Consider the following 22,130-nt stretch of genomic DNA (forward strand, 5'->3'; position numbering starts at 1 on the left):
GGCCGCGACAGGTCCGCCCGATTGGAACCAGGTACCGGTCATCCGGGAGGATGGGGTCATGACCGCCCAGATTCTCGATGGCAAGGCCACCGCAGCCGCGATCAAGTCCGACCTGACCGCCCGCGTGGCGGTCCTGAAGGAGAAGGGCGTGACGCCCGGCCTGGGGACCGTCCTGGTCGGGGACGACCCCGGCAGCCAGAAGTACGTCGCCGGCAAGCACCGCGACTGCGCGCAGGTGGGCATCGCCTCCATCCAGCGCGAACTGCCCGCCACCGCCACGCAGGAGGAGATCGAGGCGGTGGTACGGGAGTTGAACGAGGACCCCGCCTGCACGGGATACATCGTCCAGTTGCCGCTCCCCAAGGGCATCGACGAGAACCGCATCCTGGAGCTGATGGACCCGGACAAGGACGCGGACGGGCTGCACCCGATGAACCTCGGCCGCCTCGTCCTGAACGAGCCGGCCCCGCTGCCCTGCACGCCCAACGGTGTCCTCACCCTCCTCCGCCAGTACGGAGTGGAGATCAAGGGCGCCGAAGTCGTGGTCGTCGGCCGTGGCGTGACCATCGGGCGCCCGATGCCGCTCCTGCTCACGCGGCGCAGCGAGAACGCGACGGTCACCCAGTGCCACACCGGCACCCGTGACCTCGCCTCCCACCTCAGGCGCGCCGACATCATCGTCGCCGCCGCGGGCTCCGCGCACCTCGTCCGGCCCGAGGACGTGAAGCCGGGCGCGGCCGTCCTCGACGTCGGCGTCTCACGCGGCTCCGACGGCAAGATCGTCGGCGACGTCCACCCGGGCGTCGCCGAGGTCGCCGCCTGGATCTCCCCGAACCCCGGCGGTGTCGGCCCGATGACCCGCGCCCAGCTGCTCGTCAACGTGGTGGAAGCGGCGGAGCGCAGTGTCGGCTGAGGGCAACTCCGCGAAGACCGACGGCAAGACCGGCGGCAAGTCCGACGAGCCGGTCGCAGAGGCGTCCGGCGCGCGGAACGCGCTGAGCAACGGCGCGCAGTCCGTCGTACGGGATGTGGCAGGCAACGGCGCCGAGCCGGCCGTACGGGACCCGCAGGGCGCCGATGGCCAGTCGGACGGCGTCGAGGGTGAACAACCGGGGGACGCCGCCGAGCCGGTCGTCGTCGACCCGGTGAGCGCACCCGATGCCGAGGGGAACCCGCACCGCACCACTCGGCGCTTCCCGCTGTTCACGCGGGACACCGCGCGGCCCGAGGGCGGCGGCCGGGCGGCGCCCAGGGACGCCCCGGCGCCCGCGCGCCAGTGGCCGATCCTCGCGGTGCTCGCGCTGGTCGGGCTCGGCCTGCTGCTGACGGCCTTCGACGTGTTCCGCTACGGCACGATCCTGATCGGCGTCGCGCTGCTTGTGGGTGGTGTGCTGCGCTGGACGCTGCCCGACGTGGGCATGCTGGCGGTCCGCTCCCGCTTCACGGACCTGGTCACGTACGGCGTGCTCGGCATGGCCATCGTGCTCCTCGCGTTGATGGCGCAGCCCGAACCGTGGCTGGAGATCCCGTTCCTGGACGACACCCTGCACTTCACCGTCCGCTGAGGGGACCCCCGGGTTCCCCCACGCCACCCGCGGCCGACGTGACGCGGCCCGTCCCCTCCCCCGAGCAAGGACGGGCCGCGGTCGGGCGAGTGTTCCGCCCGGAGACAACTTTTGTGCACAGGAACAGGCTGTTCAACGTCTGTCAGTTCGCTGTGGCACGGAAGTGACCGTTCCGCTACGGTGTCCGCGCCATGCAACGGAGACCGCGCCCGGCGGGCCTCCGTCGAAGCGGAACTTCATCAACTCCAGTCGATGGAAGGGCAGTTCGTGACCCTCGGGTGAGCTGGCCGCTCCCGTGGCACGTGAGGTCACTCCCGTGTTCCGGATGTGTCGATGTCTTGACAAGTTCAAGGATTTACTCCGATCCAGCCCAACAGTCGAGTTAACGTGGCCAATCGGGACGGTCCGGGACGTCCCGTGCGCGAGCCAGGAGTTCGACCGGTCGTACAACAATGCCGATGGGACACTGGACCGCAGCCGATGGGCGTGCAACGGTGCATGCCTCCGCCCGAATGCTCCCGTGCGCCCCCATCCCGGGAACTGAGATCCTTACCGAACGCATCCCTGTGGGTAGCCAGAACGGGGACTCGGCGAAGGGGCGCCGCGCGCGGGGGAAAAGTGAGTCACGTACGGGGGAACAGAAGTCACGTACGGGGGAAGACCAGTCGCGTACGGGGTGAAAGAAGTAGGGGGAGAAGCAATGCCTCGTTGGAGGGCCTTGCCGGACGAACTCGATCCGCAGGTCAGAGAGTTCGCCAGCCAGCTGCGCCGGCTCGTCGACCGGAGCGGCCTGAGCATCGCCGCCGTGGCCGACCGCACCGGTTACAGCAAGACGTCCTGGGAGCGTTATCTCAACGGCCGGCTCCTCGCGCCCAAGGGTGCGATCGTCGCCCTGGCCGAGGTGACCGGCACCAATCCCATGCATCTGACGACCATGTGGGAGCTCGCCGAGCGTGCCTGGAGCCGTTCGGAGATGCGTCACGACATGACCATGGAAGCGATCCGGATCTCCCAGGCGCGCGCCGCGCTCGGTGAGTTCGGGGCGCCCCCGGCGAAGGGGAGCAACGGCAAGCAGGCCCGCAAGGGCGGCAGCGCGACCGCGACACCGGGGATCGCCGGGCCCGCGGGGGTGGCGCCGACGGTGCCGCCGCAGCCGTCCGCCGCTGACGCGGAGGACTCGTCGGGCGGGGGTTCCTCGCGCGGAGCATCGCCGCAGGGCGCTTCGTCGCAGGGGACCTGGTCGCGCGAGGCCCCTTCCCGCGGGGGTGGCTCGTCCGGTGGGGCCGGGCGGGGCGGCGGTTGGGGGGTCGTCGCCACGCCGTCCTCCGGCGGCGCCGGGCAGTTCGGGCCGACGGGTCCGTCCGGTCCGACCGGTCCGTCCAGTCCTGTGGGAGCCGCCCGTCCCGGCGGGCCTGCCGGTGCGGCCGGGGGTCCGCCCCGGGATGCCCGGCCTTCCGCCGCGGGCGGGGGTTCGCCCGACGGTGCGCGGCGCAAGCGGCGGCTCACGATGTTCCTCGCGGGGGTCGTCGGCGCGCTCGTCGTGGTCGCCGCAGCCGTGTACCTCACCAGGGGCGACGACACGAAGGACGAGAGCACGCCCGAGACGCCCACGACTTCCGTGGCCGCTCCCGATCCCGAGCTGCCGGCCGGAGTGAACTGCTCCGGCGCCGACTGCACGGGCAAGGACCCGGAGAACATGGGCTGCGGCGGCGAACTGGCGACCACCGCCACCAGCGTCACCGTCGGCACGACCCTCGTCGAGGTCCGCTACAGCGAGACCTGCGCCGCAGCCTGGGCCCGCATCACCCAGGCCGCCGTGGGCGACACGGTCGAGGTGTCCTCCGGCACCGCGGCCAAGCAGACCGGCTCGGTCGACGCGGACACCGACGCCTACACCCCGATGGTGGCCGTGAAGGACGCCGGAGACGCGACGGCGTGCGCGACGCTGGCGTCGGGGGAGACGGGCTGCACGCAGTAGGCATCTTCAGCCCGTCCGGCGTTTGAGGACGAGGCCGTTCAGGCCGATAGCGGGGGTCTGGGGGCGCAGCCCCCAGGTACGGGAATGGGTAGGGGCGGAGGGGGCGAAAAAAACCTCCCCCCACCCCGGAATGCCCACCCGTATCCGGGGCAGACGCACGTTACCCCCACGGGATCCGGAACATCCGGTACCCCATCGGCGGCCGCCGAGCCCACTCTCCCGAGCCCGGCGGCCGCCTCCCCACACCACTCTGTGGGCTGGGCCACACGGACCCGGACGCCGGGGCTCCCGGATGCGCGATAGCCTGACGGCGGATCTCTCTTGACGCCAAGAGATCGATCATCGGTACCCCTGATCGATCAAACCGATCGGTACCCCTGACCGATCGATGCGGCGGACGCAGGGGAGCTCCTGCACCCCGGGGCAGGGACGCCCCACCGCCAGCTGTCATACGGAGAACGCCATGACCCGCACTCCCGTGAACGTCACCGTCACCGGCGCGGCCGGCCAGATCGGTTACGCCCTGCTCTTCCGCATCGCCTCCGGCCAGCTGCTCGGCGCGGACGTGCCGGTCAAGCTGCGCCTCCTGGAGATCACACCGGCGCTGAAGGCCGCCGAGGGCACCGCCATGGAGCTCGACGACTGCGCCTTCCCGCTCCTCCAGAGCATCGACATCACGGACGACCCGAACGTCGCCTTCGCCGGCACCAACGTCGGCCTGCTCGTCGGCGCCCGCCCCCGCACCAAGGGCATGGAGCGCGGCGACCTGCTGTCCGCCAACGGCGGCATCTTCAAGCCGCAGGGCAAGGCCATCAACGACAACGCCGCCGACGACGTCAAGATCCTCGTCGTGGGCAACCCGGCGAACACCAACGCGCTCATCGCGCAGGCCTCCGCCCCCGACGTACCGGCCGAGCGCTTCACCGCGATGACCCGCCTGGACCACAACCGCGCGCTCACTCAGCTCGCGAAGAAGACGGGTTCGACGGTCGCCGACATCAAGCGCCTGACCATCTGGGGCAACCACTCGGCCACCCAGTACCCCGACATCTTCCACGCCACGGTCGCCGGCAAGAACGCCGCCGAGGTCGTGAGCGACGAGAAGTGGCTCGCCGAGGACTTCATCCCGACGGTCGCCAAGCGCGGCGCCGCCATCATCGAGGCCCGCGGCTCCTCGTCGGCCGCCTCCGCCGCCAACGCCGCCATCGACCACGTCCACACCTGGGTCAACGGCACCGCGGACGGCGACTGGACCTCCATGGGCATCCCGTCGGACGGCTCGTACGGCGTCCCGGAGGGCCTCATCTCCTCCTTCCCCGTCACCACGAAGGACGGCTCGTACGAGATCGTCCAGGGCCTGGACATCAACGAGTTCTCCCGCGCCCGCATCGACGCGTCGGTGCAGGAACTGGCGGAGGAGCGCGAAGCGGTCCGCGCCCTCGGCCTGATCTGAGTTCCCCGCTTCCTCTGATCCCCGGGCGGCTTCGGCCGCCCGGGGATCAGTGCGTTCCGCCCCCGGCGGCCGGCTCCGGTCCCGTCGGCTCCAGGAGCCGCTTCTCGAACCAGTGGGCCGCGTACACGTTGTCGTCGTAGCGCGGGATCTCCGTGTAGCCGCACGCCCGGTACATCGTCTGTGCCTCCGTGAGTACGGCATGCGTGTCGAGCCGTACGAGCTCGTGGCCGCGTGCGACGGCATGCCGCTCCAGGCTGTCGAGGATCCGCCGGGCGAGCCCGAGCCGACGGGCGGTGGGACGGACCCAGACATGCCGGATCTCGCCCACCCCGGGTTCGAGCCCGCGCAGCGCCCCGCACCCCACGGGTCGCCCTTCCTCGTACGCGACGACGAAGGCGCCCCGGTCCCCGGACACCTCGTGAGGCCGTACGAGGGCCCCGGGATCGAAGCCTTCCGGGAACCGTGCGTCGATGTCGGCGGCGTACGCGGCGAGGCAGTCGCGGGCGTCGCGCGAGGCGCCGTCCACCGTCTCGACGGTGATCCCGGCCAGCCGCAGCAGCCGTTCGGCGACGGCGACGGCGGCGGTGAGTTCGCCGCGCTGCCGCTCGTCGAGGCCGCCGAGCAGCCCTTCGGCGAGCTTGTCGGCCCGCCGGTTCTGCTCCTTCACCTCGGCCCGCCCGGCCGGTGTGAGCTCCGCGAACCGCAGCCGGCTGTCGTCGGCGTGCACGGTCACCCGCAGGAGCCCCTGCGTCTCCAGGGCCCGCACCATCCGGCTCAAGTACCCGGCGTCCAGCGCGAGTCGGCTCCGCAGCTCCCTGAGTGAGGCGCCGTCCCCGATCTCGAACAGGAGCCTCGCCTCGCCGAGCGGCCGGTCCTGCCCGAGGTAGTGATCGTCGAGCGCTCCGATGCGCCGGGTGAAGTAGCGATTGAAACGCCGCAGTGCACGCACGTCGTCCATTGACACTGTCTCCATATTCCTTTGACTTTAGTCAAAGGAAACGCGCACGTCTACGGGTCGGTTCACACCCTTTTCCGACGATTTTGCAGTGACGCGGCGCACTTTCGATCACGGATTGTGCATGCACCCGGGGTCGGAGGGCAGGTGCTCACGGTCCCCGGGAGTGACACGCGTGTGACGCATGGGCACGCAGGGGCACGGAAACAGGAACGGAAGGCAACAGCGAACATGGCAGGACAGCAGGCACAACAGGCACCGCGGACCATTCACGTGGGCGGGGAGTGGCTCGACGCGATCTCGCGCGCCACCCGCGAGATCGTCGACCCCGCGGATGCCAAGCCGTTCGCCGTGGTCGCGGAGGGTGACGAGCGGGACACGGACGCGGTCGTCTCGGCGGCCCGCCGCGCCTTCGACGAGGGCCCGTGGCGCCAGGCGCCCACCACCGAGCGCGCCGCCCTGCTGCGCCGCGTCGCCGATCTCCTCGTACGCGACCGCGAAGAACTCGGGCTGCTTGAGAGCCGTGACGCGGGCAAGACCCTCGAAGAGGGGCGCGTCGACATCGACTGTGTCGCCGACGCCTTCCGGTACTTCGCCGATCTCGTGGTGGGAGAGGGCGGCGGGCGCGTCGTCGACGCGGGCTCCGACGACATCCACAGCGTCGTCGTGCACGAGCCCGTCGGGGTCTGCGCGCTGATCACACCCTGGAACTACCCGCTGCTCCAGGCCAGTTGGAAGATCGCCCCCGCCCTCGCGGCAGGCAACACCTTCGTCGTCAAGCCGAGCGAGATCACCCCGCTGACCACGATCGCCCTGATCCGGCTGCTCGTCGAGGCCGGGCTGCCCGCCGGTGTCGCCAACATCGTCACCGGGCCCGGACACACCGTCGGCGCCCGGCTCGCCGAGCATCCCGGCGTCGACCTCGTCTCCTTCACCGGCGGGCTGGTCAGCGGCACGAAGGTCGCGCAGGCCGCCGCCGTGACGGTGAAGAAGGTCGCGCTGGAACTCGGCGGCAAGAACCCCAACGTCGTCTTCGCCGACGTCTGTGCGACGGAGGAAGGGTTCGACACCGCCGTCGACCAGGCCCTCAACGCCGCCTTCATCCACAGCGGTCAGGTGTGCTCGGCGGGCTCCCGCCTCATCGTCGAGGAGTCGGTGCGCGAGCGCTTCGTCGCCGAACTCGCCCGCAGGGCAGGCGCCATCCGGCTCGGGCGCGGCACCGAGGACGGTGTCGAGTGCGGCCCGCTCGTCTCCGAGCAGCAGCGGGAGAAGACGGAGGCGTACGTCGCCTCGGCGCTCGCGGAGGGCGCGGTGCTGCGCGCAGGGGGCAGGCGCCCCGAGCCGTCCGGGGCCAGGCCCGCCACCGGGTACTTCTACGAGCCGACCGTCCTCGACCAGTGCCACCGCGAGATGCGGGTCGTGCGCGAGGAGGTCTTCGGGCCCGTCCTGACCGTGGAGACCTTCCGCACGGAGGACGAGGCCGTCGCGCTCGCCAACGACACCGAGTACGGGCTCGCGGGCGCCGTCTGGACCGCCGACGCCGGCCGCGCCCGCCGCGTCGCCGGACGGCTGCGGCACGGCACCGTCTGGATCAACGACTTCCACCCCTATCTCCCGCAGGCGGAGTGGGGCGGCTTCGGAAAGAGCGGTGTCGGGCGGGAGTTGGGGCCCGCCGGTCTCGCCGAGTACCGCGAGACCAAGCACGTGTACCAGAACCTCGCGCCGAAGCCCGTGCGGTGGTTCGCGGGCTGACCCGCGAATCGACCTCCTCAACTCCCCACCGAACACAGCACCTTGGAGTACGTCCCCATGCCCGAGAACATGCACGAGTACGACTACGTCGTCATCGGCGGCGGCACCGCGGGCTCCGTCATCGCGTCCCGCCTCACCGAGAACCCCGACGTCACCGTCGCCGTCATCGAGGGCGGCCCCAGCGATGTCGGCCGCGACGACGTCCTCACCCTGCGCCGGTGGATGGGCCTGCTCGGCGGGGAGTTGGACTACGACTACCCGACGACCCCGCAGCCGCGCGGCAACTCCTTCATCCGGCACAGCCGCGCCCGGGTGCTCGGCGGCTGCTCCTCGCACAACACGCTGATCGCGTTCAAGCCGCTGCCGTCCGACTGGGACGAGTGGGAGGCGGCGGGCGCCAAGGGCTGGGGCGCGGTGCCGATGGAGGCGTACTTCGCGCGGCTCCTCAACAACATCGTCCCGGTCGACGAGAAGGACCGGAACGCCATCGCCCGCGACTTCGTCGACGCCGCACAGGCCGCGCTCGGGGTGCCGCGCGTCGAAGGTTTCAACAAGAAGCCGTTCACCGAGGGCGTCGGATTCTTCGACCTCGCGTACCACCCCGAGAACAACAAGCGGTCGAGCGCGTCGGTGGCGTATCTGCACCCGGTGATGGATAAGCGGCCCAACCTGACGCTGTTCCTTGAGACTTGGGCGTACAAGCTGGAGCTGGAGGGCACACGCGCGACGGGCGTGCACGTTCGCACGCAGGACGGCGAGGAGATCCTCGTACGGGCTCGGAACGAAGTCCTGCTCTGTGCGGGGGCCGTGGACTCGCCGCGGCTGCTGCTGCACTCCGGGATCGGGCCCGCGCAGGACCTGGAGCGGCTCGGCATTCCCGTCGCGCACGACCTGCCCGGCGTCGGCGAGAACCTGCTCGACCACCCCGAGTCCGTGATCGTCTGGGAGACGAACGGGCCCATCCCCGAGAACTCCGCGATGGACTCCGACGCGGGCCTGTTCGTGCGCCGGGACCCCGAACACGCGGGCCCCGACCTGATGTTCCACTTCTACCAGATCCCGTTCACGGACAACCCGGAGCGGCTGGGCTACCGGCGCCCGGAGCACGGCGTCTCCATGACCCCCAACATCCCCAAGCCACGCAGCCGCGGCCGGCTGTATCTGGAGAGCGCCGACCCGGCGGTCAAGCCCGCCCTCGACTTCCGGTACTTCACGGACGAGGACGACCACGACGGCCGCACACTCGTCGACGGCATCAAGATCGCCCGCGAGGTCGCCAGGTCCGAACCGCTCGCCGGCTGGCTCAAGCGCGAGGTGTGCCCGGGCCCCGAGGTCACGGACGACGAGGAGCTCAGCGCGTACGCACGACAGGTGGCGCACACCGTGTACCACCCGGCGGGCACCTGCCGGATGGGCGCCGACTCGGACGAACTCGCGGTCGTCGACCCCGAGTTGCGCATCCGCGGCCTCGACGGCATCAGGATCGCCGACGCGTCCGTCTTCCCGACGATGCCCGCCGTGAACCCGATGATCGGGGTGCTCATGGTCGGGGAGAAGTGCGCCGAGCTGATCGGGGGTGAGGTGCGATGAGTACGACACCCCAGTCGGTGACGCCCGTCTTCTCGGTACGCAACCTGTGGAAGGTCTTCGGTCCGAAGGCCGACCGCGTCCCCGCGGACCCCGAACTCGCCGCGCTCACACCCGCCGAACTCCGGTCCCGCACCGGCTGCACGGCCGCCGTCCACGACGTCAGCTTCGACGTGCACAAGAGCGAGGTCTTCGTCGTCATGGGCCTGTCCGGCTCGGGCAAGTCCACACTCGTGCGCTGTCTGACCCGGCTCATCGAGCCGACGTCCGGCGCGCTCGCCATCGACGGCGAGGACGTCCTCGCCATGGACGGGGCCCGGCTGCGCGAACTGCGCCGCCATCGCGCCGCGATGGTCTTCCAGCACTTCGGCCTGCTGCCGCACCGCTCGGTCCTCGACAACGTCGCCTACGGCCTGGAGATCCAGGGGATGTCCAAGGCGGCGAGGCGGCAGCGGGCGCAGGAGATCGTCGCCAAGGTCGGCCTCGAAGGCATGGAGCAGCGGCGGCCCGGACAGCTCTCCGGCGGTCAGCAGCAGCGCGTCGGGCTCGCTCGGGCGCTCGCCGCCGACCCCGAAGTCCTGCTGTTCGACGAGCCGTTCAGCGCGCTCGACCCGCTGATCCGGCGCGACATGCAGGAGGAGGTCATCCGGCTCCACCGCGAGGAGGGCCGCACGATGGTCTTCATCACCCACGACCTGAACGAGGCCCTGCGCCTGGGCGACCGCATCGCCCTGATGCGCGACGGCCGGATCGTCCAGCTCGGCACCCCGGAGGAGATCGTCGGCTCGCCCGCCGACGACTACGTGCGGGAGTTCGTACGGGACGTTCCGCGCGAGCAGGTGATGACGGTGCGCTCGGCCATGCGGGCGGCGTCCGCCGAGGAGGCGGGTGGCCAGGGTCCGGCCGTGGCGCCGGGCGCGACCGTCTCGGAGGCGATCGAGGCGGTGGCTAGGGCGGGCGCTCCGGCGCGGGTGATGGAGCGGGGGCGGTGCCTCGGAGTCGTGGACTCGCCTTCGCTGCTCGGGGTGGTGGCCGGGGTGTCCGGGGTGTCCGCGAACGGCGGCAACGGCGATAGCGGCGGCGATGGCGGTGCCGACGGGCGCCGCGGGTTCGGTGCCGACGAGGGCTCCGTCGGCATCGGCGCCGATGAGGGCTCCGACGGTTTCGACGCCGCCGAAGGCTCCGACGCCGACGGCTTCCGCGCCGTCCGCGGTGAGGAGGTGGCCTGATATGGCCGCCGTCACCGCACCCGTCGGCCATACGGGACCGGCCGACCGGGCCAGAGGCCTCCTCCGCCACCGAGCCGCGGGCAAACTCCTGCTGTTCGCCCTGGCGGCAGCCGTCATCGTCCCCGTCCTCAACTCCCGCTGGGAGAGCGGAACCTGGCCCGACGCCCTCACCGTCGACCTCACCGAACCCCTCGGCAGGGCCAGCGACTGGATCATCGACAACCGGGACAGTCACCCGCTGTTCCTGTACTTCTTCGGGTACGTCAGCAACGTCGTCACCCTCGCCGTACGCGCCGTCTACCTGGTGCTGCTCGGCGCGGGCTGGGCCGGGGTGACCGCGGTGGCGGCACTCGTGGCCTGGCGCGTCGCGGGTCTGCGGCTGGCGCTCGGCACGGCCGCCGCGTTCTGCGCCTGCGGCCTGCTCGGCATGTGGGTGCCCACCATGCAGACGCTGGCGCTCATGGTGGTCGCCGTGCTCGCGTCCGTCGCGCTCGGCGCGCTGCTGGGCCTCGCGGCGGGGCTGTCCGACCGTACGTACCGCGCGCTGCGGCCGGTTCTCGACACGATGCAGGTGCTCCCGGCGTTCGCGTACCTCCTCCCGGTCGTCCTGATCTTCGGCATCGGTGTCCCGGCGGCCGTCCTCGCGACCGTCGTGTACGCGGCCCCGCCCATGGCCCGCCTCACCGCGCTCGGCCTGCGCGACGCCGACGCAGGTGTCATGGAAGCGGTCGCCTCACTCGGCGCCACGGCCCGCCAGCGCCTTCTCACCGCCCGACTCCCACTCGCCCGCAAGGAACTCCTCCTCGGCCTCAACCAGACGATCATGATGGCGCTGTCCATGGCCGTCATCGCCTCCGTGATCGGCGCGGGCGGCCTCGGCGACCGCGTCTACCAGGCCCTCGCCTCCGTCGACGTGGGCGCCGCACTCGCGGCAGGCGTCCCGATCGTGCTGCTCGCGGTGGTACTGGACCGGGTGACGGGAGCGGCGGGGGAGCGGCTCGGGGAATCCGACGGGAGCCTCCTGCACTGGGGTTACTCCGCAGTCGCGGCCCTCGCAGTCGCGGCGGCGGGACGGCTCACCGGCCGCCTGGACTGGCCCGACGCCTGGACCGTGCCCATCGCCGAGCCCGTGAACCGAGCCGTCGACTGGATGACCGACCACCTCTACTCGGGCGTCCCGTACATCGGCGGAACGGCCGACTGGGCGGCCCACTTCACGACCTGGATCCTCAACCCCCTCCGGGACGGCCTGCAGTGGCTGCCCTGGTGGTCCGTCCTCCTGATCGTCGCCGCGCTCGCCTGGCTGATCGGCACCTGGCGCACGGCACTCACCGCGGTCCTCGCGATGGCCGCGATCGGTGTGCTCGGAGTCTGGAAGCCGTCGCTCGACACGCTGTCGCAGGTGCTGGCGGCGGTCGCCGTGACCCTCGTCCTCGGCCTCGCGACCGGCATCGCGGCGGCACGCAGCGAGCGCGTCGAACGCCTGCTGAGGCCGGTGCTCGACGTCTTCCAGACGATGCCGCAGTTCGTGTACCTGATCCCGGTGGTGGCGCTGTTCGGCGTGGGCCGCGCGCCCGCGGTGGCGGCCGCCGTCGTGTACGCGCTGCCCGCCGTCGTCCGCATCACCACGCAGGGCCTGCGCGCCGTCGACCCCGCCGCACTGGAGTCGGCCCGCTCGCTCGGCGCCACCAGCGGGCAGCAACTGCGCCAGGTCCAACTGCCGTTGGCCCGCCCGGCACTGCTCCTCGCCGTCAACCAGGGCGTCGTACTAGTCCTCGCCGTCGTCATCATCGGCGGCCTGGTCGGCGGCGGCGCGCTCGGCTACGACGTCGTGTTCGGCCTCGCACAGGGCGACTTGGCGACCGGCCTGGTCGCCGGCGCCGCGATCGTCTGCCTGGGCCTGATGCTCGACCGGGTCACGCAGCCGACGGAACGCCGTGCGAAGAAGGGAGCGTGACATGTCTCGTACGCGATTGAAGTCTCGTACGCGGATGACAGCCGGCCTGGCCGTACTGGTCCTGACGACGGGCTGCGGCGCCGCCGACATGACCAAGCAGGCCTCGCCCTTCGCCAACGCGCAGGGCGCGAAGACCGTGACCCTCTCCGTGCAGTCGTGGGTCGGCGCGCAGGCCAACGTGGCCGTCGCCCAGTACCTGCTCGAACACGAGCTGGGCTACCGCGTCGACACCGTCCAGGTCGACGAGGTCCCCGCGTGGGACGCGCTCAGCCAGGGCCGGGTCGACGCGATCCTGGAGGACTGGGGCCACCCCGACCAGGAGAAGCGGTACGTCGAGGACAAGAACACGATCACCCCCGGCGGCGAGCTCGGGGTCACCGGGCACATCGGCTGGTACGTCCCCACGTACTTCGCCGAGCAGCACCCGGACGTCACCGACTGGAAGAACCTCAACAAGTACGCCGACCAGCTCCGCACGGCGGAGAGCGGCGGCAAGGGCCAACTCCTCGACGGCTCCCCGTCGTACGTCACGAACGACAAGGCACTCGTCGACAACCTGAACCTCGACTACCAGGTCGTGTTCGCCGGTTCCGAAGCCGCCCAGATCACGCAGATCCAACAGTTCGCGAAGGAGCACAAGCCCTTCCTCACGTACTGGTACGCCCCGCAGTGGCTCTTCAAGAAGGTCCCCATGACCGAGGTGAAACTCCCGGCGTACAAGGACGGCTGCGACGCCGACACGACAAAGGTCGCCTGCGCCTACCCCCACACCCCCCTCCAGAAGTACCTCAACACCGACTTCGCCCACTCCGGCGGCAAGGCAGCAGCCTTCCTCAAGAACTTCAACTGGACGACGGAGGACCAGAACGAGGTATCCCTAATGATCGCCAACGACGGGTTGTCGGCACAGGAGGCGGCGAAGAAGTGGGTGGAGACTCACGAGCCCGAGTGGAAGGCATGGCTTCCTTCATAGCTGTGGGCATGCGTGCCGCTAGGGGCGGCACGGGTGGGCACAGCGGCACCTCGCAAACGCCGAGCAGCGCACCCACCCCGACGCCAACCCCAACGCCGGGCGCCCCGCAGGAAGGCGCCCGGCGTCACTACCTCAACCCCGCCACAACCCCCCGCAACGCATCGACAGAGCACCGCAGCAACCCCGCCCCGAACGTAACCCGAGTAGCCCCGAGCTCGCCCAACTCCCTCAACGAGGCCCCGTCAACCCGCCCCAGCACATTCACCGGCCCCAGAATCCCCGCCCGCAACAGCGGAACCACCTCCACCGGAGCCCCGATCGGATACACACAGTCGGCCCCGGCCCCCACGTACAGCGCGGCCCGCTCAATGGCCCGCCCCGGATCCGCGACCCCCCGTACAAACGTGTCGACCCGAGCGTTGACGAACAGCTCCCCACCCGCCACGTCCCGCACCTCCGCAAGCCAGTCGGCATGCCGAGAGGCCTCCTTGAGAACACCCCCGGCGGAGTCCTCAAGGTTGCAACCGACGGCCCCGGCCTCAAGGAGCCGCTCCACCAGCTCCGCGGCCGCGAGCCCGTACCCGTCCTCGACATCCGCGGACACGGGCACGTCGACGGCCCGTACGATCCGCGCGACCGCCGCGAACATCTCGCCCACCGGCGTGTCCCCGTCCTCGTACCCGAGCGACGCGGCGACCCCGGCACTGGGCGTGGCGAGCGCAGGGAACCCGGCGTCCGCGAACACCCGTGCGCTGACCGCGTCCCAGGGCCCGGGGAGGACCAGGGGATCGCCGGGCACACGACTGTGATGCAGCGCGCGGAAGACCTCGACCTTGCTCACGCCTTGCACCCCGCTCACGACCGGTACCGCGCTCACGACTTGAACTGCCCCGCCTCGTAGTGCCCCGGCACCAGCCGGCACGCCACCCCGAACCGGTTCCACGCGTTGATCACCGTGATCGCGGCGATCAGCTGAGCCAGTTCCCCCTCCGCGAAGAGCTCGGCGGCACGCTCGTACACCGCGTCCGGTACGAACCCGTCCGTCAGGACAGTCACCGCCTCGGTCAGCCCGATCGCCGCGAGCTCCTTCTCGGTGTAGAAGTGCGGCGACTCCTCCCACGCGCTGAGCTGCACGATCCGCTCGACGCTCTCACCCGCCGCGAGCGCGTCCTTGGTGTGCATGTCGAGGCAGAACGCGCAGTGGTTGAGCTGCGAGGCACGGATCTTCACGAGCTCCAGGAGGACGGGGTCCAGGCCCTGCCGGGCCGCCGCGTCGAGCCTGACCATGGCCTTGTAGACATCGGGGGCGAGCTTGGCCCAGGGGAGACGGGCGCTGGGCTCGGGGGCGTACGCCGTGGGTTTCGTCGTCATGGATGTCGTAAGGGATGTCGTCATGGATATGGACCCTACGAGCAGAGTAGCCCAGGGGTATGGTCCATTCCCATGGCAAAAGAATGGGCCACTTTGGGGGTCGACCTGCATGTCGAGCCGACCGGACCCGGCGTCCGCAGAGGTCTGACGGACGCCCTGCGCGAAGCGGTCCGCAGCGGCAGGCTCGCGCCCGGAACCCGCCTCCCCTCCTCCCGTTCCCTCGCCGCCGACCTGGGCATCGCCCGCAACACGGTCGCCGACGCGTACGCCGGTCTCGTCGCCGAGGGCTGGCTCACCGCACGCCAGGGCTCGGGCACCCGCGTCGCGGAACGGACGCTGCCGCAACCGGCGCCCGCGTCGGCCGCGGCGCCCCGTACCCGCGAGCCGGGGCGCCCCGCGTACGACCTGATCCCCGGCAGCCCCGACCTCGCCTCCTTCCCGCGCGCCGAGTGGCTCAAGGCCGCCCGCCGAGCCCTGACCAGCGCGCCGCACGACGCCCTCGGCTACGGCGACGCACGCGGCCGCGCCGAACTGCGCACCGCCCTCGCGGGCTACCTCTCCCGCGCCCGAGGCGTACGGGCCGCCGCGGACCGCATCGTCGTCTGCTCCGGCTTCTCGGACGCCCTGACGCTGCTCGGCGCGGTGCTGCGGCAGCGCGGCCTGCGTTCGCTCGCCGTGGAGTCGTACGGCCTCGACGTGCACTGGAACCTGCTGCACCGCGCGGGCCTGCGCACCGTCCCCCTGCCCCTCGACGAACTCGGCACCCGCACGGACGACTTGACCGGCGTACGGGCCATGCTGCTGACCCCCGCGCACCAGTTCCCCATGGGAGTCCCGCTCCACCCCGACCGCCGGGCCGCCGTCGTGGACTGGGCCCGCCGCACCGGGGGCCTGATCCTGGAGGACGACTACGACGGCGAGTTCCGCTACGACCGCCAGCCGGTCGGCGCCCTGCAAGGCCTCGACCCCGACCACGTGGTCTACCTGGGCACCGCAAGCAAGTCCCTCGCGCCCGGCCTGCGCCTGGGCTGGCTGGTCCTGCCGCCGTCGCTCGCGGGCGAGGTCACGGCGCTGAAGGACGGCGGCGGTTGGTCCTCCGGCGTCCTGGACCAGCTGACCCTCGCGGAGTTCATCACCTCCGGCGCCTACGACCGCCACGTCCGCGCCGCCCGCCTCCGCTACCGCCGCCGCCGCGACGCACTCGTCTCCGCTCTCGCCACCCGCGCCCCCGCGGTCCGGGCCACCGGCATCGCGGCCGGCCTGCACGCCGTCCTCCAACTCCCGCCCGGCACCGAGCAGTCGGTCCTGCGCGCGGCGGCGTGGCAGGGCCTGGCCGTCCACGGCCTGTCCCGCTTCCGCCACCCGGACGCGGTCACCGAACCACTCGACGCCCTGGTGGTGGGTTACGGCACGCCGCCGGACCATGCGTGGTCGGGGGCGCTGGACGCGTTGTGCGGGGCGTTGCCGTAGGTTTTCAGCCGTCCGGCGTTTGAGGACGAGGCCGTTCAGGCCGACAGCGGGGGTCTGGGGGCGGCAGCCCCCAGGTACGGGACGGGTAGGGGCGGAGGGGGCGAAACCCCTCGACCTCACCCACAACCCCCCGGCTCACGGAACCCCCGCCGAAACCTCGACCGGCGCCTCCCCGAACCGAGCCAGCGCCAACGCCCCGACCACCGCCACCACAAACCCGAGCACCGCCAGCCACCCCAAGCCCTCCCGCGTACGGTCCCCCAGCCACACCACCCCCACCACCGCGGGCCCGATGGTCTCCCCAATGACCATCCCGGCGGTGGCCACGGTCACCGACCCCCGCTGCAAGGCGGACGTGAGAAGAAGAAACGCCGCACCCCCACCGAGGAGCAGCGCATACGTCGCCGGATTGCGAAGCAGCGACCCGACCGCAAGGTCGTCGACAAGCCGCACCGCCACCTCGACCACCCCGAACCCGAACCCGGCCCCGAGCCCCAGGACAAGCCCCCGCCCCCGCTCGGGCAAGCGCCCACCCACCGCCCCCAGCAGCAGCACCCCCACCGCGGTCCCCAACATCGCGTACTTCAGCGCGATGGACCCCGCCCGGTCCCCCTCGGCCCCCGACGCCAGCCCCAGCATGGCGAGCCCCGCACACACCACCCCCACCGCACCCCACTCGACCCGGCTCAGCCGCACGTGCAGCAGCCGCGCGGCGACCACCGCCGTCACCGCCAGGCTGGCGGCGAGCGCGGCCCCCACCGCGTAGATGGGCAGGGACCGCAGCGCCACGATCTGGAGCAGAAACCCGACCCCGTCGAGCCCGAGCCCCACGAGATACCGCCACTGCCGCACCGCCCGCAGAAACAGCGCGGCATCCGCCCCGGCCCCGCCGCTTGTGCCACTTCCACTGCCACTTCCACTGTCATTTCCACTCGTACTCGTCCCGTCGCCGGCGGATGCCGCCTCCCGCGCGGCCATCGCCTGCAACACCGTCGCCGTACCGAAGCAGACCGCCGCACCAAGGGCGCAGATCATTCCAAAGAGCACGAAGCGACTGTAAGTGCCCGCGAGGGAGGGATTACCCAAGGGGGTCATTGGACGGGCGCCGAAGTCGATCTTTAATCTGGTGGCCGAACAGCGTCTGAGCAGGACAACAACGGGGGTACGGACATGGCGGATTCACGACGGCAACTGCGCTCGGGCACGGTCGTGCTCGGCGGCATGGGACTCCTCGCGGTGGCACTGACCGCCTGCTCCTCGGACGATCCCGACAAGCGCTGCGTCGACCGCGACAGTTACACCGCCACCAAGGGTTACGAGGTCGTCGCCGACAAGAACTGCAAGACCACCACCTCCGTCAACGGCAGTTACTACTACGGCGGCAAGAAGAAGAGCGGCTGGGTCAAGGGCGGCTCCTTCGCCAAGTCGAGCTCGGGCTCCGGCAGCAGTTCGAGCAGCGGCGGCAGCGGCGTCGACCGCGGCGGCTTCGGAAGTGACAGCGGCAGCGGAACCGGCAAGGGCAGCTCCGGCGGCTGAGCGACACGGATCCGATCGAGGACGTACGCCATGGAACGCCGAACCATCGAGCCCCGCGACGGCTGGCAGCAGACCGTCGAGGAACAGGGCCTGATCTACCCGCTCACCCGCTACCCCGACGACTCCCTGCGCCCCTACTGGGACGAGAGCGCGTACTACGTCTTCTCGCTCCCCGAGGTGGAGGCGCTGGAGGAGGTCGTCGAGGAGCTGCACCGCATGTGCCTGGCCGCAGCCGCGCACATCGTCGAGCGGGACCGCTTCGCCGACCTCGGCATCACCGACCCGCGCGTCGCGGAAGCGGTCGCCGAAGCCTGGCACCGCCGAGCCGAACTCCCCTCCGTATACGGCCGCTTCGACCTCCGCTACGACGGCACGGGCCCCGCCAAGCTCCTGGAGTACAACGCCGACACGCCGACGTCGCTCGTCGAGGCGGCCAGCCCCCAGTGGTTCTGGATGGAGGACCGGTTCCCGGGCGCCGACCAGTGGAACTCCCTCCACGAACGCCTCGTCGCCGCCTGGAAGAAGCACGCCGCCCTCCTCCCGCCGGGCAGCCCCCTCCACTTCGCCCACTCCGCCGCCGACGAGCTCGGCGAGGACCTCATGACGGTCGCCTATCTCAAGGAGACCGCTGAGCAGGCCGGACTCGACACGGACTGGATCTCGGTGGAGGAGATCGGCTGGGACCCCCTCTCCGGCCGCTTCGTCGACAACCAACTCCGCTTCATCCGCAGCTGCTTCAAGCTCTACCCCTGGGAATGGCTCACCACCGACCGCTTCGCCGACCACGTCCTGGACACCCTCGACAACGGCGGCGGCACGGGTACGACCCTGTGGATCGAGCCCGCCTGGAAGATGCTCCTCTCCAACAAGGCCCTCCTCGCCATCCTCTGGGAGCTCTACCCGGGACACCCCAACCTCCTCCCCTCCTACCTCGACGGCCCCCGCGAACTGGCGACGACGACGGGATACGTCGCCAAGCCCCTCCTCGGCCGCGAGGGCGCGGGAGTCACGGTCCACCAGCCCGGCACCTCGCCCGTCGCCTCATCCATCGCCCGTGAAGAGCTCTGCTGCTACCAGGAGTTGGCCCCTCTCCCTTCCTTCGACGGCAACCGCGTCGTCCTGGGCGCCTGGGTCGTCGAGGACGAGTCGGCAGGCCTCGGCATCCGCGAGTCCGCCGGCCTGATCACGGACGAATACGCCCGCTTCCTGCCCCACGTGATCCTCTGACTCGTCTTCGGACAGGCCCTAGGGTCTGTCCGGCGGATCAGGCCGGAGGAAAGTAGCGGCGCCATGCAACCCAGATGGGCGCACCAGACCCCGCGTCTCCGGCATGATCCGCCGGACAGGCCCTAGGCCGCCCCCAGTACCGCGCGGAGCTGGGAGAGCCCCCAGTCCAGGTCCTCCTTGCTGATGACCAGGGGCGGGGCGATCCGAATGGTGACCCCGTGGGTGTCCTTGACCAGGACACCCCGGTCCATCAGTTTCTCGGAGATCTCCCGGCCCGTGCCGTACGCCGGGGCGATGTCGACGCCCGCCCACAGCCCGCGCCCGCGCACCTGCGTCACCTGGCCCGTGCCCGTCAACAGCCCCAGCTCGCGGTGCAGATGATCGCCCAGCTCGGCGGCCCGCCGCTGGTACTCACCCGACCGCAGCATCGCGATCACCTCGAGCGCCACCGCGCAGGCCAGCGGATTCCCCCCGAAGGTCGACCCGTGCTCACCGGGCCGGAACACCCCGAGCACCTCGGCCGAGGACACGACCGCCGACACCGGGACGACCCCGCCTCCGAGCGCCTTGCCCAGCACATACACATCGGGCACGACCCCCTCGTGCTCACAGGCGAAGGTCCGGCCCGTCCGACCCAGCCCCGACTGGATCTCGTCAGCGATGAACAGGACGTTCCGCTCACGCGTCACCTCCCGCACCCCCTGGAGGTAGCCCTCCGGCGGCACCAGAACACCCGCCTCCCCCTGGATCGGCTCCAGCAGCACGGCGACCGTCTCCTCGGTGACCGCCTCCCGCAGTGCCGCCAGATCCCCGTACGGAACGATGTCGAAGCCCGGCGTGTACGGGCCGAAGTCCGCCCGCGCCTCCGCGTCCGTGGAGAAGCTGATGATCGTCGTCGTACGGCCATGGAAGTTGTCGCTCGCCACGACGATTCTCGCCGCCCCGTCCGGGACCCCCTTGACCCGGTACCCCCACTTCCGGGCCGTCTTCACGGCCGTCTCCACCGCCTCCGCCCCCGTGTTCATCGGCAGCACCATCTCCATCCCGCACAGCTCCGCCAGCTGTGCGCAGAACTCGGCGAACCGGTCGTGATGGAACGCCCGCGACGTCAGCGTCACCCGCTCCAGCTGCGCTTTCGCCGCGTCGAGCAGCCGCCGGTTGCCATGTCCGAAATTCAGCGCCGAGTATCCGGCGAGCATGTCGAGGAAGCGGCGCCCCTCGACATCCGTCATCCACGCCCCGTCCGCCGTCGCCACGACGACCGGCAGGGGGTGGTAGTTGTGCGCACTGTGCGCGTCGGCCGCGGCGATGTACGCCCGCGTGGTCTCCGTAGTGCTCACGGGGTCTCCGTTTCCTACTGCACAGGGGATGGGGGCCGGCTGGTGGCCCGTTCCTATCGTCGCTCGCATGGTGGACCAGGGCCCCCTGTGATCCGGCGCGCCCGGTAGGCTGACCGGCGAGCCGTGACTGGCGCGCTGGGATGGGACCGACCATCGGGGAGCGGCTCGGACCATGAGTGCCGTGCGCCTGGGCCGAACCGTGAATCGTGAACGCAATACGCCACGCCGTCCGGAGGCCGTCATGCCTGAGCAGTCCCTTTCCACCGAGTCCACCGCCTTCCGCAGCGCCCTTGACGTGATCAGGGCCGTGGAGCCCCGGGTCGCCGACGCGATCGGCCAGGAAATCGCCGACCAGCGCGACATGCTCAAACTGATCGCCTCCGAGAACTACGCCTCCCCGGCCACCCTCCTGGCCATGGGCAACTGGTTCAGTGACAAGTACGCCGAGGGCACCGTCGGCCGCCGCTTCTACGCCGGCTGTCGCAACGTCGACACCGTCGAAGCCCTCGCCGCCGAGCACGCCCGCGAACTCTTCGGTGCCGAGCACGCCTACGCCCAGCCGCACTCCGGCATCGACGCCAACCTCGTCGCCTTCTGGGCCGTCCTCGCCCAGCGCGTCGAGGCCCCCGCCCTCGCCAAGGCCGGCGTCCGCAACGTCAACGACCTCACCGAGGCCGACTGGGCCCAGCTCCGCCGCGACCTCGGCAACCAGCGCATGCTCGGCATGTCCCTGGACGCCGGCGGCCACCTCACCCACGGCTTCCGTCCGAACATCTCCGGCAAGATGTTCGACCAGCGCTCCTACGGCACCGACCCCGCCACCGGCCTCATCGACTACGAGGCCCTGCGCACCTCCGCCCGTGAGTTCAAGCCCCTGATCATCGTCGCCGGCTACTCCGCCTACCCCCGCCTGGTGAACTTCCGCATCATGCGGGAGATCGCGGACGAGGTCGGCGCCACGTTGATGGTCGACATGGCCCACTTCGCCGGCCTCGTCGCCGGCAAGGTCCTCACCGGCGACTTCGACCCGGTCCCGCACGCCCAGATCGTCACCACCACCACACACAAGTCACTGCGCGGCCCGCGCGGCGGCATGGTGCTGTGCGACGAGACCCTCGCCGAGCAGGTCGACCGCGGCTGCCCGATGGTCCTCGGTGGCCCCCTTCCGCATGTCATGGCCGCCAAGGCCGTCGCACTCGCCGAGGCCCGCCGCCCCGAGTTCCGCGACTACGCCCAGGCCGTCGTCGACAACGCCCGCGCCCTCGCCGAGGGCCTGATGCGCCGCGGCGCCACCCTGGTCACCGGCGGCACCGACAACCACCTCAACCTGATCGACGTCGCCTCCTCCTACGGCCTCACCGGCCGCCAGGCCGAGACCGCCCTCCTCGACTCGGGCATCGTCACCAACCGCAACGCCATCCCCGCCGACCCCAACGGCGCCTGGTACACCTCCGGTATCCGCATCGGCACGCCCGCGCTCACCACCCGTGGTCTGGGCAGCACCGAGATGGACGAGATCGCGGGCCTGATCGACCGCGTCCTCACCGCAGCCGAGGCCGGCACCACCGCCAAGGGCAAGCCGTCCAAGGCCCAGCACGTCCTGGACCCGAAGATCTCCGACGAGATCTCCCACCGCGCCACCGACCTCCTCGCCGGCTTCCCGCTCTACCCGGAGATCGACCTCGGCTGACCTCGCGGCCGGAGCTGATCGTCAGAGGGTTCGCGAGCCTCAGGGGC

General features: G+C 71.1%; 18 protein-coding genes and 1 riboswitch. Of the genes, 13 read left to right on the forward strand and 5 right to left on the reverse strand.

Annotation, left to right across the window (positions count from 1 at the left end):
• The first annotated feature begins 58 nt into the window (after positions 1 to 58).
• From OG219_RS29730 to OG219_RS29745, 4 genes are all read left to right on the forward strand, one after another.
• The gene (locus OG219_RS29730) at positions 59 to 913 is read left to right on the forward strand and encodes a bifunctional methylenetetrahydrofolate dehydrogenase/methenyltetrahydrofolate cyclohydrolase (RefSeq protein WP_266831564.1); all 855 of its coding nucleotides are present in this window, start codon (positions 59 to 61) and stop codon (positions 911 to 913) included.
• On the forward strand, positions 903 to 1,565 hold the full coding sequence (locus OG219_RS29735) for a DUF3017 domain-containing protein (RefSeq protein WP_266831566.1): 663 nt from the start codon (positions 903 to 905) through the stop codon (positions 1,563 to 1,565). The genes OG219_RS29730 and OG219_RS29735 overlap by 11 nt, the downstream gene beginning before the upstream one ends.
• A 700-nt stretch (positions 1,566 to 2,265) precedes the next feature.
• Positions 2,266 to 3,543, forward strand: a complete 1,278-nt coding sequence (locus tag OG219_RS29740) for an XRE family transcriptional regulator (RefSeq protein WP_266831568.1) — start codon at positions 2,266 to 2,268, stop codon at positions 3,541 to 3,543.
• Between the two features lie 463 nt (positions 3,544 to 4,006).
• Positions 4,007 to 4,996: a malate dehydrogenase gene (locus tag OG219_RS29745; RefSeq protein WP_266455649.1), complete on the forward strand. Its 990-nt coding sequence runs from the start codon at positions 4,007 to 4,009 to the stop codon at positions 4,994 to 4,996.
• Positions 4,997 to 5,042: 46 nt separating this feature from the next.
• Here OG219_RS29745 and OG219_RS29750 read toward each other — a convergent pair whose 3' ends face one another.
• Entirely contained in the window at positions 5,043 to 5,954 is a 912-nt protein-coding gene (locus tag OG219_RS29750; protein WP_266831570.1) for a helix-turn-helix domain-containing GNAT family N-acetyltransferase, read from the reverse strand.
• Positions 5,955 to 6,182: 228 nt separating this feature from the next.
• Between OG219_RS29750 and OG219_RS29755 the strand changes: the two genes are divergently transcribed.
• The 5 genes from OG219_RS29755 to OG219_RS29775 are packed head-to-tail and all read left to right on the forward strand — an operon-like array spanning position 6,183 to position 13,449.
• On the forward strand, positions 6,183 to 7,703 hold the full coding sequence (locus OG219_RS29755; RefSeq protein ID WP_266831572.1) for an aldehyde dehydrogenase family protein: 1,521 nt from the start codon (positions 6,183 to 6,185) through the stop codon (positions 7,701 to 7,703).
• Between the two features lie 57 nt (positions 7,704 to 7,760).
• Positions 7,761 to 9,293, forward strand: coding sequence for a GMC family oxidoreductase (locus OG219_RS29760; RefSeq protein WP_266831574.1), 1,533 nt, complete (start codon positions 7,761 to 7,763; stop codon positions 9,291 to 9,293).
• The gene (locus OG219_RS29765; protein WP_266831576.1) at positions 9,290 to 10,519 is read left to right on the forward strand and encodes a glycine betaine/L-proline ABC transporter ATP-binding protein; all 1,230 of its coding nucleotides are present in this window, start codon (positions 9,290 to 9,292) and stop codon (positions 10,517 to 10,519) included. Before OG219_RS29760 ends, OG219_RS29765 begins: the two co-directional genes overlap by 4 nt.
• A gap of 1 nt (position 10,520) precedes the next feature.
• Positions 10,521 to 12,476, forward strand: a complete 1,956-nt coding sequence (locus OG219_RS29770; protein WP_266831578.1) for a proline/glycine betaine ABC transporter permease — start codon at positions 10,521 to 10,523, stop codon at positions 12,474 to 12,476.
• Between the two features lies 1 nt (position 12,477).
• Positions 12,478 to 13,449, forward strand: a complete 972-nt coding sequence (locus tag OG219_RS29775; protein ID WP_266831580.1) for an ABC transporter substrate-binding protein — start codon at positions 12,478 to 12,480, stop codon at positions 13,447 to 13,449.
• Between the two features lie 127 nt (positions 13,450 to 13,576).
• On the opposite strand, the gene OG219_RS29780 is transcribed toward OG219_RS29775, so the two are convergent.
• Positions 13,577 to 14,290: an isocitrate lyase/phosphoenolpyruvate mutase family protein gene (locus OG219_RS29780; protein ID WP_266831582.1), complete on the reverse strand. Its 714-nt coding sequence runs from the start codon at positions 14,288 to 14,290 to the stop codon at positions 13,577 to 13,579.
• A 32-nt stretch (positions 14,291 to 14,322) separates the two neighbouring features.
• Entirely contained in the window at positions 14,323 to 14,820 is a 498-nt protein-coding gene (locus OG219_RS29785) for a carboxymuconolactone decarboxylase family protein (protein ID WP_266831584.1), read from the reverse strand.
• 72 nt (positions 14,821 to 14,892) lie between these two features.
• On the opposite strand from OG219_RS29785, the gene OG219_RS29790 reads away from it, so the two are divergent.
• Positions 14,893 to 16,290, forward strand: coding sequence for a PLP-dependent aminotransferase family protein (locus OG219_RS29790; RefSeq protein ID WP_266831586.1), 1,398 nt, complete (start codon positions 14,893 to 14,895; stop codon positions 16,288 to 16,290).
• A 135-nt stretch (positions 16,291 to 16,425) separates the two neighbouring features.
• Here the strand turns inward: OG219_RS29790 and OG219_RS29795 are convergent, their stop codons facing one another.
• Positions 16,426 to 17,325 (reverse strand): hypothetical protein, encoded by a 900-nt coding sequence (locus OG219_RS29795; protein WP_266836274.1) that lies wholly within the window; start codon positions 17,323 to 17,325, stop codon positions 16,426 to 16,428.
• A gap of 135 nt (positions 17,326 to 17,460) precedes the next feature.
• On the opposite strand from OG219_RS29795, the gene OG219_RS29800 reads away from it, so the two are divergent.
• Both OG219_RS29800 and OG219_RS29805 read left to right on the forward strand, forming a co-directional pair.
• Entirely contained in the window at positions 17,461 to 17,826 is a 366-nt protein-coding gene (locus tag OG219_RS29800) for a hypothetical protein (protein ID WP_266831588.1), read from the forward strand.
• A gap of 30 nt (positions 17,827 to 17,856) precedes the next feature.
• Entirely contained in the window at positions 17,857 to 19,053 is a 1,197-nt protein-coding gene (locus OG219_RS29805; protein ID WP_266831590.1) for a glutathionylspermidine synthase family protein, read from the forward strand.
• Between the two features lie 122 nt (positions 19,054 to 19,175).
• Here OG219_RS29805 and rocD read toward each other — a convergent pair whose 3' ends face one another.
• Positions 19,176 to 20,393 carry an ornithine--oxo-acid transaminase gene (gene rocD / locus OG219_RS29810; protein ID WP_266831592.1) on the reverse strand — a complete coding sequence of 406 codons (1,218 nt, stop codon included), beginning with the start codon at positions 20,391 to 20,393 and terminating at the stop codon, positions 19,176 to 19,178.
• A gap of 113 nt (positions 20,394 to 20,506) precedes the next feature.
• Positions 20,507 to 20,593, forward strand: a riboswitch (ZMP/ZTP riboswitch).
• 41 nt (positions 20,594 to 20,634) lie between these two features.
• Between rocD and OG219_RS29815 the strand changes: the two genes are divergently transcribed.
• The gene (locus OG219_RS29815) at positions 20,635 to 22,083 is read left to right on the forward strand and encodes a glycine hydroxymethyltransferase (RefSeq protein WP_266831594.1); all 1,449 of its coding nucleotides are present in this window, start codon (positions 20,635 to 20,637) and stop codon (positions 22,081 to 22,083) included.
• The last annotated feature ends 47 nt before the right edge of the window (positions 22,084 to 22,130 follow it).

Source organism: Streptomyces sp. NBC_00038, assembly GCF_026343635.1.
Classification (GTDB): Bacteria; Actinomycetota; Actinomycetes; order Streptomycetales; family Streptomycetaceae; genus Streptomyces.

Excerpts from the sequence above, each read along its gene's own strand:
- OG219_RS29730 (WP_266831564.1), top strand. The coding sequence starts at position 59 with ATGACCGCCCAGATTCTCGATGGCAAGGCCACCGCAGCCGCGATCAAG.
- OG219_RS29740 (WP_266831568.1), top strand. The coding sequence starts at position 2,266 with ATGCCTCGTTGGAGGGCCTTGCCGGACGAACTCGATCCGCAGGTCAGA.
- OG219_RS29745 (WP_266455649.1), top strand. The coding sequence starts at position 4,007 with ATGACCCGCACTCCCGTGAACGTCACCGTCACCGGCGCGGCCGGCCAG.
- OG219_RS29750 (WP_266831570.1), bottom strand. The coding sequence starts at position 5,954 with ATGGACGACGTGCGTGCACTGCGGCGTTTCAATCGCTACTTCACCCGG.
- OG219_RS29755 (WP_266831572.1), top strand. The coding sequence starts at position 6,183 with ATGGCAGGACAGCAGGCACAACAGGCACCGCGGACCATTCACGTGGGC.
- OG219_RS29760 (WP_266831574.1), top strand. The coding sequence starts at position 7,761 with ATGCCCGAGAACATGCACGAGTACGACTACGTCGTCATCGGCGGCGGC.
- OG219_RS29765 (WP_266831576.1), top strand. The coding sequence starts at position 9,290 with ATGAGTACGACACCCCAGTCGGTGACGCCCGTCTTCTCGGTACGCAAC.
- OG219_RS29770 (WP_266831578.1), top strand. The coding sequence starts at position 10,521 with ATGGCCGCCGTCACCGCACCCGTCGGCCATACGGGACCGGCCGACCGG.
- OG219_RS29775 (WP_266831580.1), top strand. The coding sequence starts at position 12,478 with ATGTCTCGTACGCGATTGAAGTCTCGTACGCGGATGACAGCCGGCCTG.
- OG219_RS29785 (WP_266831584.1), bottom strand. The coding sequence starts at position 14,820 with ATGACGACGAAACCCACGGCGTACGCCCCCGAGCCCAGCGCCCGTCTC.
- OG219_RS29790 (WP_266831586.1), top strand. The coding sequence starts at position 14,893 with ATGGCAAAAGAATGGGCCACTTTGGGGGTCGACCTGCATGTCGAGCCG.
- OG219_RS29795 (WP_266836274.1), bottom strand. The coding sequence starts at position 17,325 with ATGATCTGCGCCCTTGGTGCGGCGGTCTGCTTCGGTACGGCGACGGTG.
- OG219_RS29800 (WP_266831588.1), top strand. The coding sequence starts at position 17,461 with ATGGCGGATTCACGACGGCAACTGCGCTCGGGCACGGTCGTGCTCGGC.
- OG219_RS29805 (WP_266831590.1), top strand. The coding sequence starts at position 17,857 with ATGGAACGCCGAACCATCGAGCCCCGCGACGGCTGGCAGCAGACCGTC.
- OG219_RS29815 (WP_266831594.1), top strand. The coding sequence starts at position 20,635 with ATGCCTGAGCAGTCCCTTTCCACCGAGTCCACCGCCTTCCGCAGCGCC.